Source organism: Pseudomonas baltica, from assembly GCF_014235765.1.
GTDB lineage: Bacteria > Pseudomonadota > Gammaproteobacteria > Pseudomonadales > Pseudomonadaceae > Aquipseudomonas > Aquipseudomonas baltica.
Genome location: NZ_JACMYH010000001.1, coordinates 983,930 through 996,901 on the forward strand (window position 1 = coordinate 983,930; position 12,972 = coordinate 996,901).

Annotated in this window: 11 protein-coding genes; 5 read left to right on the top strand and 6 right to left on the bottom strand. The window is 63.1% G+C overall.

What is annotated here, in order from left to right:
- Position 1: 1 nt before the first annotated feature.
- The 3 genes from H7993_RS04295 to H7993_RS04305 all read right to left on the bottom strand — a co-directional run bounded on the left by H7993_RS04295 (position 2) and on the right by H7993_RS04305 (position 4,101).
- Positions 2-1,156, bottom strand: coding sequence for an outer membrane beta-barrel protein (locus tag H7993_RS04295; protein WP_122479672.1), 1,155 nt, complete (start codon positions 1,154-1,156; stop codon positions 2-4).
- 43 nt (positions 1,157-1,199) lie between these two features.
- The gene (gmd, locus tag H7993_RS04300) at positions 1,200-2,231 is read right to left on the bottom strand and encodes a GDP-mannose 4,6-dehydratase (RefSeq protein ID WP_122478519.1); all 1,032 of its coding nucleotides are present in this window, start codon (positions 2,229-2,231) and stop codon (positions 1,200-1,202) included.
- A gap of 817 nt (positions 2,232-3,048) precedes the next feature.
- Positions 3,049-4,101 carry a LacI family DNA-binding transcriptional regulator gene (locus H7993_RS04305; RefSeq protein ID WP_185793559.1) on the bottom strand — a complete coding sequence of 351 codons (1,053 nt, stop codon included), beginning with the start codon at positions 4,099-4,101 and terminating at the stop codon, positions 3,049-3,051.
- 104 nt (positions 4,102-4,205) lie between these two features.
- Here H7993_RS04305 and H7993_RS04310 point away from each other — a divergent pair, with 104 nt between their 5' ends.
- From H7993_RS04310 to H7993_RS04320, 3 genes are all read left to right on the top strand, one after another.
- Positions 4,206-5,723 carry an MFS transporter gene (locus H7993_RS04310; protein ID WP_342345030.1) on the top strand — a complete coding sequence of 506 codons (1,518 nt, stop codon included), beginning with the start codon at positions 4,206-4,208 and terminating at the stop codon, positions 5,721-5,723.
- Positions 5,724-5,808: 85 nt separating this feature from the next.
- Positions 5,809-7,170, top strand: a complete 1,362-nt coding sequence (locus tag H7993_RS04315; protein ID WP_185793560.1) for an iron-containing redox enzyme family protein — start codon at positions 5,809-5,811, stop codon at positions 7,168-7,170.
- Between the two features lie 16 nt (positions 7,171-7,186).
- Entirely contained in the window at positions 7,187-8,152 is a 966-nt protein-coding gene (locus tag H7993_RS04320; protein WP_185793561.1) for a methyltransferase, read from the top strand.
- 426 nt (positions 8,153-8,578) lie between these two features.
- Here H7993_RS04320 and H7993_RS04325 read toward each other — a convergent pair whose 3' ends face one another.
- The 3 genes from H7993_RS04325 to H7993_RS04335 form a co-directional block, all read right to left on the bottom strand.
- Entirely contained in the window at positions 8,579-9,349 is a 771-nt protein-coding gene (locus H7993_RS04325) for a molybdopterin-dependent oxidoreductase (RefSeq protein ID WP_185793562.1), read from the bottom strand.
- Positions 9,342-9,965: a cytochrome b/b6 domain-containing protein gene (locus tag H7993_RS04330; RefSeq protein WP_185793563.1), complete on the bottom strand. Its 624-nt coding sequence runs from the start codon at positions 9,963-9,965 to the stop codon at positions 9,342-9,344. The genes H7993_RS04325 and H7993_RS04330 overlap by 8 nt, the downstream gene beginning before the upstream one ends.
- 105 nt (positions 9,966-10,070) lie before the next feature.
- On the bottom strand, positions 10,071-10,676 hold the full coding sequence (locus tag H7993_RS04335; protein ID WP_185794170.1) for a hypothetical protein: 606 nt from the start codon (positions 10,674-10,676) through the stop codon (positions 10,071-10,073).
- A gap of 222 nt (positions 10,677-10,898) precedes the next feature.
- On the opposite strand from H7993_RS04335, the gene H7993_RS04340 reads away from it, so the two are divergent.
- Complete coding sequence (locus H7993_RS04340) at positions 10,899-11,594, top strand: heavy metal response regulator transcription factor (RefSeq protein ID WP_185793564.1); 696 nt, start codon at positions 10,899-10,901, stop codon at positions 11,592-11,594.
- The gene (locus H7993_RS04345; RefSeq protein ID WP_185793565.1) at positions 11,567-12,970 is read left to right on the top strand and encodes a heavy metal sensor histidine kinase; all 1,404 of its coding nucleotides are present in this window, start codon (positions 11,567-11,569) and stop codon (positions 12,968-12,970) included. Before H7993_RS04340 ends, H7993_RS04345 begins: the two co-directional genes overlap by 28 nt.
- The last annotated feature ends 2 nt before the right edge of the window (positions 12,971-12,972 follow it).

Below are 12,972 nucleotides of genomic sequence, written 5' to 3' on the forward strand. Positions count from 1 at the left end.
TTCACAGGGACAGCTTGAGGCTGAGCAGGTAGATGTTGCGAACGTAGTCTTCGCTGTTCACGTTCGAGTTGTTGTCGACGCGGCTGTAGCCCAGGCCGACCTCGGCCCAGCGGCTGGCGGTGTAGATGATCTCGGCGCCGGCGGCGTTCTGCTTGTCGTCGCGACCGCCCGTGCCCAGGTACTCGCGATCTGCATAGCGATAGTTGACGTCGGTGGCGAAGAACGACGACCAGCTGTGGCGCCAGCCCAGACGGCTGCTGGTCACGTGCACGGTGTTGGCACCGTCGTCACCTTCGTCGAAGGCGCGGCGCATGTTCACCGAGATGGTGGAATAGGTGCGTGGCTTGTAGTCCATGCCCACTTCCCAGGTACCGCTGCCATAGTCGTTGCTCTGCGAGCTTTCGAAATCCTTGCGCTCGTAACCCAGGCGGGCGGTACCGCTGAGCTTGGCGGTGACATCACGGTCGATACCGAACAGCACGCGGTTGCCCTTGCTGTTGCGACGATCGAAGTCCAGGTAGTCGTAGTCGACGTGGTTCAGCTCGACCAGGGCGCGGGTGCTGCCGCCCAGGCGATGGAACCAGGTACCGCTGACGCTGGTAGCGTCGTATTCCTTGTCATCGTTGATGCCGTCGGCATTGCGATAGCGCTGCTGACGATAGCCACCGCCCAGTTCGATCTGGTTCATGGCGCTGAGTGCGCCAAAGGTGTACTTCAGGCGACCGCCCTGACGGGTGTACTTGTCGTTTTCGCGCTCGTCGGCGGAATCGACGGTTTCTTCACCACGCTTGTAATCGAGAATGGCGTCCAGACGATTGCGCGAATCGAAGGCCCACACGCCGCTCAGCTCGGCATCGTGGTCGATGTGACTGGCGTCGGCGTGGTCCAGGTAGGTCTGGCTGTCGGCCGAATACTGGAACTTGTAGCCGGTGTTGCGGGTTTCGCGGGTAAACAACAGGGTCGGCTTGACCGAGGTGATCCACGACGCATCCTCATCGCGATCCACTGCACGAAAGTTGTCGTCGTAGCGTTCACTTATCTCCAATGTCGGAGTGAAGTTCACGGGACCAAGCTCGACCTTTGCCGGTTCCAACGCCCAAGCGCTCAAGGGCCAAGGCGCCAGCGCCAGGCATGCCATCCACTGTTGTTTATTCATATCCATTCCCACTGCCGTGATTCGGGGTAGACGCCAAGGGCGCCTAGAAAGAAAAGCCGATTTCGTTGCGTCGCAGATCTGCCTCGACCATCATTCGGCAAAGCTCCTCGAGACTGGTCTGCGGCTGCCAGCCCAGTATCTCACGCGCCTTGGCCGGATCACCGATCAACAGATCGACTTCGGCCGGACGGTGAAACATCGGGTTGACCTTGACCAGCACCTTGCCGGTCGCGCGGCAGGTGCCGCATTCCGCATCATCCTTGCCCGACCAGTCCAGGCTGATATCCACCGCTTTGAACGCCATGCTGACGAAATCGCGCACGGTTTCGGTACGGTTGGTCGCCAGCACGAAGGTGTCGGGTTCGTCGGCCTGCAGCATGCGCCACATGCCTTCCACGTATTCCTTGGCGAAACCCCAGTCGCGCTTGGCGTCGAGGTTGCCCAGTTCGAGCACGTCGAGCTTGCCGAGCTTGATCTTGGCCACGCTGTCGGTGATCTTGCGGGTCACGAACTCACGGCCGCGCAGTGGCGACTCGTGGTTGAAGAGGATGCCGCTGGTGGCGAACAGCCCGTAGGACTCGCGGTAATTGATGGTCATCCAGTGGGCGTAGAGCTTGGCGACACCGTACGGGCTGCGCGGATAGAACGGCGTGCTTTCGATCTGCGGGATCGCCTGCACTTTGCCGAACATCTCCGAGGTGGACGCCTGGTAGAAGCGGATCTTCGGATTGACGATGCGGATCGCTTCGAGCAGGTTGACCACCCCTACTCCGGTGATCTCGGCGGTAGTCAACGGCTGGTCGAACGACACGCCGACGAAACTCTGCGCCGCAAGGTTGTAGACCTCGGTGGCTTCGGTGTTCTGCAGCAGGCGAATGCTGGCCGACAGGTCGGTCAGGTCGTACTCGACCAGGTGCAGGTTGGCGTGGCCAGCGACACCCAGCTCTTCCAGGCGCCAGAAATTCACCGAACTGGTGCGGCGGTAGGTACCGTAGACGGTGTAGCCTTTTTCCAGCAACAGCTGCGTCAGATACGCTCCATCCTGGCCGGTTACACCGGTGACAATCGCTTTCATGCAAATCTCCAGAGTCTTTGGTAAGCAACAACGACCGGTGCAACGCCAACGGCACATCCTGCGAAGCTGACCTTGGACAAGCTATTGCGACAAGGTTCAGTCCGGACGTCGTTTAAACGCAGCATCGGAGCAAAAAAAACAGGTACACCTCTCGTTTAGTCCTCAAAGGCGCTGAAACGAATCGGTGTGACCCAGGCATTGGCGATCTCGTGCGACCCACAGGTCGCTGTTTGTCAGTGCCGACTCTGGGGCGGCATCGGTAAGGCGAGGTGATACTAGGTGGCAGAAGTCCGGCAGTGCAAGCCGAGTGCTATCACCCGCATGTAAATAAATTATCAGGGCTGTATTTTTTTATAAAATTCTTATAAATCAGTTACTTATACAAACTGAATTGATGGCGCCAAATATCTGCAGCCCCATTTCGTCAATTTTATTGGCGTCAATGAAGCTAATAGCGACAGTGTATGGCAAATCGCCAGCGCAAAGCGACGGTTCATTGGCGAAATTGCTCACCGCCCGACGACCGACACGCTACAGCCCCCAGTGGCCGAGGGCTGCACCCACAGTCCGCCAAACACTGTGCAACGTGCACGAAACAGGTTTGCGGCCGTACCGCGAGAACCCTGACCGTTGGCGGAGGCACAAACGCCAGTAAACCGACTCAACGGGTCTCATGGATCAGTGCATCGCCACGGGCCTTGACTTGCGGGCTCAGCGCTGTGCCAAGGCCATGCACCGTGGGTACGTTACTGAAACCACTCCTTCAAATCGGTTTCGGGCGCTTCGGCAGACGCAGAAGACTTCCAGCGGTGTTGAATCAGAACACAGCGCGAGTGCTCTGCCGCTCGATGAGGGAGAAGCCGATATCGACGATCTCGGCAACCTGCTCGGACTGCTGCAGACGGCGCAGCAACATGTCTGCCGCACAGGCACCCAACTGCGCACCGTCGATGCGCACCGTGGACAAGGCCGGAAAGGTATGACTGGCGAAGTTCATGTCGCCAAAGCCCATCACACCCAGTCGCTCGGGCACCGGCAAGCCACGCGCAGCCGCTTCGGTGAGCACGCCATGAGCGAGGGTGTCGGAGGTACAGACCATCATCAAGGGTGGCGTCTGCAGGGTTGGCCAATCGTTCTCAAGCAGCGCAGCGAGCCCGCGTCGCCCCTGCTCCAGGGTCGGCAAGCCGGCGAAAATCTGCTGCTGAACATCGCCGATGCCGGCTTGGGTGAGAGCATCGAGCAGACTCTGGGCACGGCGCAATCCACGCGGATCGTCCACCGCCAGCAGGGCAAATCGACGGTAGCCCAGTCGCAGCAGGCGTTGCGCGACCTCGCTGCCCACGCGTTCATGGGAAAAGCCTACCAGCATGTCGATGGGGTCGTCGGTCAGGTCCCAGGTCTCCACCACGGGTACAGCCGCGGCACGCAAGCGCGCGCGACTGGCCTGGGTGTGCAGGGTGCCGGTGAGGATGATGCCGTCGGGGCGTCGACTGAGGATGACGTCGAGCAGATGCTGCTCCTGTTCGCTCTGATAACCGGAAACGCCGAGCAGCACCTGGTAGCCTGCCTGCATCAGGCGTTCGTTGATCGCCTGGAAGGTGTCGGAGAACAGCGGGTTGGTGACCATCGGCAGAACCACGGCGACCAGGCGGCTGCGATTGCTCGCCAGGGAGCTGGCCAGGCGGTTCTGCACGTAGCCGGTCTGGACGATGGCCTGCTGAATCTTCAGCCGGGTTTCCTCGCGCACCGCATCCGGCGCGTTCAGATAACGCGAGACGGTCATCGGCGCCACACCGGCCAGACGCGCGACATCCACCAAGGTGATACCGCGGGTACTGCGTCCCTTGCTGCCCGGTTGCTTTGCCGTCATGGTGTGCCGCGTGCCTCAGCTTGCTTCAGGAACAATGGCGTGATGGTATCAGCGCGTGCCGGGCCGCTGCACCTGCGGCCCGTTCGATAATTCAAGGAAGTCCCGTGTCGTCGTCTCAATCTGCAAAACGCTGGTGGGTACTGGTCGCGGTCATGATGGTGTTTCTGCCCGTGGTGCTGGACGTGACCATCCTGCACGTGGCGGTCCCCTCGCTGACCCTGGCGCTGCAGGCCACTGGCACCGAGGTGCTGTGGATCATCGATATCTACCCGTTGATCATGGCCAGCCTGCTGATCCCCATGGGTACCCTCGCCGATCGGATCGGCCATCGCCAGCTGTTGATCACCGGGTTGTGCATCTTCAGCCTCGGCTCGGTGCTTGCGGCGTTCTCGCCCAGCGTGGCCACTCTGATCGCCGCTCGGGCGTTCATGGCCTTCGGCTCGGCGATGATCATTCCCTGCACGTTGGCGATCATCCGCCAAACCTTCGACGACGAGCGCGAGCGGGCCCTGGCGCTGGGCGTCTGGGGTGCCACCGGCTCGGCAGGTGCGGCCATCGGGCCATTGGTGGGCGGTGCCCTGCTCGAGCATTTCTGGTGGGGCGCGGTGTTTCTGGTCAATGTGCCGGTGATGCTGGTGGTGATGCCGCTGGTGCTCAAGCATGTGCCGCGCACCTCCATCACCGGCGACGGCAACTGGACCATCGGCCAGGCATTGATCCTGATGCTGGGTATCATGGCCACTGTCTATGCGCTCAAGTCCGGGTTCAAGCCCGGCAGTTCGGTGTTCGTCACCTGCGCGTCGGCACTGATTGGCCTGACCATGCTGGGCTGGTTCGGGCACAAGCAATTGCACGCCGCACGCCCCATGCTCGACCTCAGCCTGTTCCGCTCACCGGCGATCAGCGCAGGCGTGGTCATGGCATTGGTGGTGATGGGCGCCCTGGCCGGGGTCGAATTGATGCTGGCTCAGGAGCTGCAATTCGTTCTCGGCCAGACACCGCTCCAGGCCGGCATGTTCCTCTTGCCGTTGATGATCGCCTCGGCGGTCGGCGGGCCCATGGCGGGTCTGCTGTTGCGTGCCATTGGCCTGCGCTGGGTCGGCAGTCTGTCGCTGGCTGCTGCCAGTGCCAGCCTGGCAGGGCTGGCCATGGCTGACCTGCACCACAGCGGATGGGCCGTGATCGGCCTGCTGGTGGTGCTGGGTCTGTCCCTGAGCATTGGCCTGACGGCATCGTCGGTGGCGATCATGAGCAGTACACCGCCGCACAAGGCCGGCTCGGCCGGCGCGCTCGAAGCCACCAGCTATGACCTGGGCACAGGGCTTGGCATCACCGGGTTCGGTATCGTCCTGGGCAGCGGCTATACCCGCTCCATCCAGCTGCCCGATGGGTTGCCCCCGGCAATCGCGGAGACGGCCCGGCATTCGATCGGTGAAACCATGAGCGCGGCGAAGGCGCTGGGTGGCCCGCAGGCTGCCGAGCTGGTCGCCGCTGGCCAAGCCGCGTTCAGCACTTCGCACAACCTGGTGCTGGGATCGGCAGCGACCTTGATCGGGGTTCTCAGCGTGGTGATCTGGGTGGCGCTGCATCGCCATGGGCACACCCACAGCCAAGCGGCGTGATCGGCAGGGGCGTTCGTCGGTCCAGGTGAATTTCTGCAGGCGGGCTCACTCGAAACCAGACACCAAAAACACGATGGGTGCTGTCATGATCCCGCTTGAATCCACTGGCCATCCGCATTCAGGGGCCAGGCCCGAGCGTACTGCCCTGCCGCTCTACCGGTCGCTGCTCGAGAGGCCCGACGCCACCGAGCCAGGACGGGCGAAGCAGTTTCTCGAAGAACAACTGGCGCTGGCGGCCGAGCTGCCCTGCCCGATGCCCTCGAACCCTGCGCAGCTGTTGCAGTGGGTGGCCGACAACGCCGCGGCGGTGGGTCGCCAGTATTCCGAGTATCTTGCCCTGCGCCACGCCGGCGCGCCCCGACGGTTTTTCAGCAACAAGGCCCACGCCCTGTATTTCCTGCAACAGGTGGCACCGAGCAAGCTGGTCGATGGCGCGTGGTTGTTCGGCACCGTCAGGCATACGGCGGACTGGCGCTATCACGGCCTGATCCGCACTTACCTCGAAGAGTTGGGCGACGGTGATCCCTCACTCAACCACGTCACGCTGTACCGCGCGCTGTTGGCCGAGCACGACTGCCTGGCGACCCACGACCTGGCCGACGAGCTGTACCTGCAAGGCGCCATTCAGTTGGCCTTGGGCCAGGCCAGCGAGGACTTCCTGCCCGAGGTGATCGGCTACAACCTGGGCTACGAGCAACTGCCGCTGCACCTGCTGATCACTGCGTTCGAACTGAACGAGCTGGGCATCGACCCTTACTATTTCACCTTGCACGTGACCATCGACAACGCTGGCACCGGGCACGCGCACAAGGCGGTAGCGGCCGTTCTCGATCTGCTGCCGGGCGGTGCGGACAACGCTGCGTTTCTGCAGAGGCTGCGGGCAGGCTACAACCTCAACGACTTGGGTATCGGCTCTGCCGCAGTGATCGAGAGCTTCGATCTGGACCATGAGGTGGTGCAGATGCTGGAGCGCAAGCGCGGCTTTGGCCAGTACATGCATTCAGACTACTGCCGCCTCGAAGGCAGGACCGTCAACGAGTGGCTGGCCAAGCCGGGCCAGTGCGGCGCTTTTCTGACCGCGCTGGAAAACAAGGGCTGGATCAAGCGACACCAGGACCCCGAGGCCAGCCGTTTCTGGCAGATGCTCGATGGGCCGGGCGCGCCCATGTTCGGCGTGTTCAACGGTTACGAACGGCAGTTGCTCAAGGACTGGATCGCCGGCGATTGGCTGGACGATCAGTCCGGCGCCAGCAATCCGTTCAGGGCACGCTTTCGCCGACGCGCACCCGCGGTCGCCATTGCGACCGGCACAGCCCGGCCTGCGGAACCGACCCAGGCACTGATTCGCAAGATGTCGCCATCGCTGCACGCATCGCCCGAGGGGTTGGAAGCGACCCGGGCATTCACTCAGCGACTGAGCGAGGGAGCGCTGAGCCATGAATATTGAGGTACGAGGCTCTGACATGAACCAGGTGAACGTGTGCCCAACCGTCGAGGGCGCGGAACTGGACCAGGTGCTGCTCCAGCTTGGTCGCCGCTTGCAGGCAGATGGCTACCGCTTTGTGACGGTGACGCCGCTGACCCATCAGCGCAACAACGAGCGGCCTGGCAACGCGGTCGCCCGTGACCTGCGCGATGTGTTCGGCTGGAGTCGCCCGTTCGAATACAATCTGTTGCCCGAAGTGGAGACGGCGGCATTGCTGGAAAATGCCATCGTCAGCGAGCAGTCGGGGCTGCTGCGCAGCGAGGTGCGCTGGTCCAGCCTGGGCGGGCAGTTGTTCGTTCACTCGGCCTATCCGACCGTCGCCCAGGATTCGGTTTTCTTTGGGCCCGATACCTATCGTTTTGCACGGGCCATCGAGAAGCACCTGCACGAGTCCCGGCAGCCGATCCGCAGCGCGGTCGATATCGGTTGCGGCAGCGGCGCAGGGGCGATTCTGATTGCCCTGGCGTGCCGCGAAGCGCAGGTTCAGGCAGTGGATATCAATCCTGCGGCGTTGCGTTTCACTGCAGTCAATGCGGCACTGGCGGGCGTAGCCAATGTAGCGGCCTGGCACAGCGACGTGCTGCAGGGCACCAGCGGGGATTTCGATCTGATCGTTGCCAACCCTCCGTACATGCAGGATCCCCAGGCACGGGCGTATCGCGACGGCGGCGGCGAACTGGGGTCGGCCTTGTCGGTGCGCATCGCCAGCGAGGCGTTGGCTCGATTGGCGCCCGGCGGCAGTCTGCTGCTGTACACCGGCGCGCCGTCGGTGGCCGGCGTCGACTTGTTTCTGAGTCAGGCGCAACCGCTGGTGGACGTACCAGGGTTTCAATGGACCTATGAAGAGGTGGACCCGGACGTATTCGGCGAGGAGCTGGAAACCCCCGGGTATCGCCAGGCAGAACGAATCGCCGCCGTGGTCCTCACCGTCACCAGAACCTGACCTTGCGATGGTTTTGCAAAGCCCTGTAGCAGCGGCGCAAGCCGCGTCCGGGTTCACTGCGGTGTGTCAGGCTGAACGCATCCACCGCCGACGCGGCTTGCGCCGCTGCTACAGGGGGGCGCGCGCCTCCAGATGCCGCTGAACCCCTGTAGCAGCGGCGCAAGCCGCGTCCGGGTTTACTGCGGTGTGTCAGGGGGGGCCGCATTTACCGCCGACGCGGCTTGCGCCGCTGCTACAGGGGGATGCGCGCTTCCAGATGCCGCTGAACCCCTGTAGCAGCGGCGCGAGCCGCGTCCGGGTTTACTGCGTTGTGTCAGGGGGGCCGCATTTACCGCCGACGCGGCTTGCGCCGCTGCTACAGGGGGATGCGCGCTTCCAGATGCCGCTGAACCCCTGTAGCAGCGGCGCGAGCCGCGTCGCGCGCGGCTAGATGCCGCTGAACCAGTTGTAGCCCTGGTCTTCCCAATAGCCGCCGGGATAATCGTTGCTGACGAAGATCTCGACGATGTGCTTGGGGTTCTTGAAGCCCAGCTTGGTCGGCACGCGAACCCGCAATGGGTAGCCATATTCGGGCGGCAGTGCAACCTCGCCATAGTCCAGGGCCAGGAGCGTCTGCGGGTGCAGGGCGGTGGGCATGTCCAGGCTGGAGTAGTAGCGGTCGGCGCACTTGAATCCGACGAATTTGGCTGTGGTATCGGCGCCAATGTGCTCGAGGAAGGTTTTCAACGGCACCCCGCCCCACTGGCCAATGGCGCTCCAGCCTTCGACGCAGATCAACCGGGTGATGTCCGTCTGCTGGGGCAGCTTGCGCAGACCTTCAAGTGTCCAGGCCGCCTTGTCGCGCACCAGGCCGGATACTGCCAGGGCGTAGCCCGATACGTCGATATCGGGGATGTCGTCCTCGCTGTAGAACGCGTTGAACGGGAACGGTTGGGTCATCTGCGCCTTGCTGTAGGTAGGCGCCAGACGCTGGCCGTTGAACAGCCAGGCTTGCACTCGATCGTTCCAGCGCGACATGGCCCAGAGCACCTTGTCGACCTGATCACCGTCCTGCAGATTGCAGCCGCTGAGCATCGCCATGGCGCCGACGGTGAGGCCGCCGCGCAGGAAATGTCGCCGTTGCAGGCTTTCGAGCTGGCTGCGCTGGGCCGGTTCCAGGATTATCGGAGCCACCCGGCGGGATTTGGGTTCATTCATGATCGGTCTTCCCGGTAGTCGAAGGCCTTACCCCGCCGGTGATCATCGGCGGCAGCGTCTTGGGCACCAGCAGCACCAGGGCCAGGTGCACCACTGTAAAGGCGCCGATGGCAGACATCGCGGCGAAATGGACGTAGCGGGCGAAATCGTAGCCGCCCAGCAGTGCTACCAGCTCCTGGAACTGGATGGGCTTCCAGATGGCTACCCCGGATACCAGAATCAGCACCCCGGCCGCCAGTACCAGCCAGTACATGAGGCGTTGCACCGCGTTGTAGACGCCCTTTTCATGGATCAGCCGCAAACGCAGGGCATCGCGCAGGTCGCGTTTGACCGCGCGGGGAGTGATCGGCAGCAAATCGCGCTTGAAGTGGCGGCTGATCAATCCGTAGAGGACGTAGACGAGGCCATTGATCACCAACAGCCACATCACCGCGAAATGCCAAGCTATCGCGCCACCCAGCCAACCACCCAGAGTGAACGAGGGCGGAAAACGGAACGCAAACAATGGAGAGGCGTTGTAGATGCCCCAGCCACTCATGAACATGCAGGTCATGCCGAAGGCATTGATCCAGTGGGTGAGGCGTACCGTCAGTGAATGTATGCGACGCACGGCCATCGAATGGCCCTCCCATGTCAAAGAAACACACGCCAATGACCGCCCCCACAAGTAAGAGGATGCACCTACCCCTGTGGGAGCGCGGCCACGGGGGTATGACAAAGGTTACATCGGTGGCTGGAAGCCATCCTTGCCTACTGCCACGCCACGGGCGGTCTTGCCGTCTTCGGCAGGGAACACGACGATCTTGGCGCCTTTCACCAGTTGCTCCGACCTGCCGGCTTCGACATAGGCAATCGGCACATCTTCAGGCACGACGACCTGCTTCTCGCCGCCCTTGTAGTTCACGGTCAAGGTCCGACCATTGGCCTGGGCCAGCTTGCCGACCGTACCGTTGGTCATGGTGCCGGTGGTACCGTCGGCGTTTTCCCAACCGTAGTGCCCTTCCCCGCTGCCCTTCAGGCTGGGTTCGAACACGGTCACTTCCAGCGCTTTCAGCGTGCCATCTGCCTGGGGAGTAGCCGCCGAGCCGATGAAGCTGTCAGCCTTGATCGAGTCGATGTTGGCCTTGGACACCAAGCGGATGCCGGTCTTGTCGGTCAGGCCGATGGTCTGGTGCGCGCCGCTGCGAGTGGTGAAAGACAAGGTGTTGTTGTCCAGGCCATCGACCGTGCCACGCATCGGCTTGACCACCGGCATGTCTGCAGCCGAAGCCATCACGGCGGCACTGAGCAGCAACGTGCCCAGAGTGGTCGACAGGGCAGTTTTGATCTTCATCGGTACGACTCCTTGCGGTAGGTGTGTATGCATCCTCGGCCACCAACCCGCACGCGCGCATGACCGCTCGATGACATTTCTGTCATTCGCGCGGCATGCGCCTCAATGACGGTAATGTAACCGACAGCACCGCGCCGCTTGGTTAGACTGCGCTGTGCGAACCCACCCGCCACGAACCCTCAACGGCAACCGCGAACGCCCGAGCGAGCCTGATCGATGCACATCCTCTTGATCGAAGACGACACCAAGACCGGCGAGTACCTGAAAAAGGGCCTCGGCGAATCCGGCTACAACGTCGACTGGGCGCAGCACGGCGCCGATGGCTTGCACCTGGCCCTGGAAAACCCCTACGACCTGCTGGTGCTCGACGTCATGCTGCCCGGCATCGACGGCTTCCAGATCATGGAGGTGCTGCGCACGCGGCAGAATGTACCGGTGCTGTTCCTGACCGCCCGCGACCAGTTGCAAGACCGCATTCGGGGCCTGGAGCTGGGCGCCGACGACTACTTGGTAAAGCCCTTTTCGTTCACCGAACTGCTGTTGCGCATCCGCACCATCCTGCGCCGCGGCGGCGCCCGTGAAGCCGATCGCTTCCACCTCGCCGACCTCGAACTGGACCTGCTGCGGCGCCGGGTGACGCGGCAACAGGAAGTGATCACCCTGACCAACAAGGAGTTCGCCCTGCTGCACCTGCTGCTGCGGCGCGAAGGCGACGTGCTCTCGCGCACCCAGATCGCCTCGGAGGTATGGGACATGAATTTCGACAGCGATACCAATGTGGTCGACGTTGCGGTCAAGCGCCTGCGCAGCAAGGTCGACCAGCCCTACCCGGTCAAGCTCATCCACACCGTGCGCGGCATTGGTTACGTCTGCGAGGTGCGGGCATGCGAAGCCGACGCCAACCTTCCCTGACCCTGCGCTCGACCCTGGCCTTCTCTCTGGTGGCCATGCTCACCGTGGCCGGCGCCGGCTGGTACCTGTACGAATCGATGAAAGCTTCGGTGCTGCAGCGCAGCGACAACGCCGTGCTCGGGAGGCTCGACCACTTTCGCAAACTGCTGCACTACGACCTGACCCTGGACAAGCTGTCGAGCAGCCCGCAGATCTTCCAGAACATGCTCGGCAGCGAAGACGACATCTTCGTCATTGCCGAGACCGGCCGGCCACCGGTGATTCAGGTCAACCCGCTGCACGCGACCCTGCCCTCCGTGCCTGCGGTCGCCCACGATGCGATTCCCGGCAGCGCCGACCTGCGCACCGGCATGGCACCCTCGGGCATACCCCTACGGGCGGCGAGCGTATTGACCACCTCCGGTGGCCGCGAGGTGCAACTCACGGCGGCGCACATCATGGTCAAGGAGATGGCCATGCTCGGCGAGTTCCGCCAGCGGATCTACCTGGCCGTGGGCACGGCGTTCCTGCTCACCGCCCTGCTCGGCTTCGTGCTGCTGCGCCGCGGCTTGCGGCCGCTGCGCGAGATGGCGGCGCACGCCACCGACATCTCCCCGGCACGCCTGCACAGCCGCATGAGCAGCGACAACACGCCGGTCGAACTGCAGCAGTTGAGCGAAGCCTACAATGCCATGCTCGATCGCCTGGCCGAGGGCTACCAGCGGCTGAACCAATTTTCCGCAGACCTCGCCCACGAGATCCGCACGCCGGTGGGCTCGTTGATGGGGCACTGCCAGGTCGCCCTGCGCCAAGGCCGCAGTGCGGACGAATACCAGGCACTGCTGGCGTCGAATCTGGAGGAGCTGGAACGTATTTCCCGGATCGTCGAAAGCATCCTGTTCCTGGCGCGCGCCGACGACGCCCAGGCGGTGGTGCAGCGCCAGCCGCTGCAGGTGCACGACGAGCTGGAGCGGGTCACCGAGTATTTCGAAGGGCTCGCCGAAGAACGCAAGATCCGCCTGCTGATTTCCGGTGACGCCACCCTGCACGCCGACCCGCTGCTGTTGCGACGGGCGTTGAGCAACCTGGTGGCCAACGCGATCCGCTACGCCGACCCGCACAGCGATGCCCTGATCAGCGTAGAGTCGACAGAAGGGCAATGCGTCATCGTGGTAGAGAATCAGGGCCCTGCCCTGGAGCCTTCGGCGCTGGCCAGCCTGTTCGATCGTTTCTACCGAGGCGACGCTTCGCGCCAGCATAATTCGGACTCCAATGGCCTGGGACTGGCCATTGTCGCGGCAATCATGCAGCTGCATGCCGGCGAGGCCAGCGTGACCCAGCCGCAGCCCGGACGCATCCGCTTTGCGTTGCATTTCCCGGCGCCGGGAAGCCGCTGAAA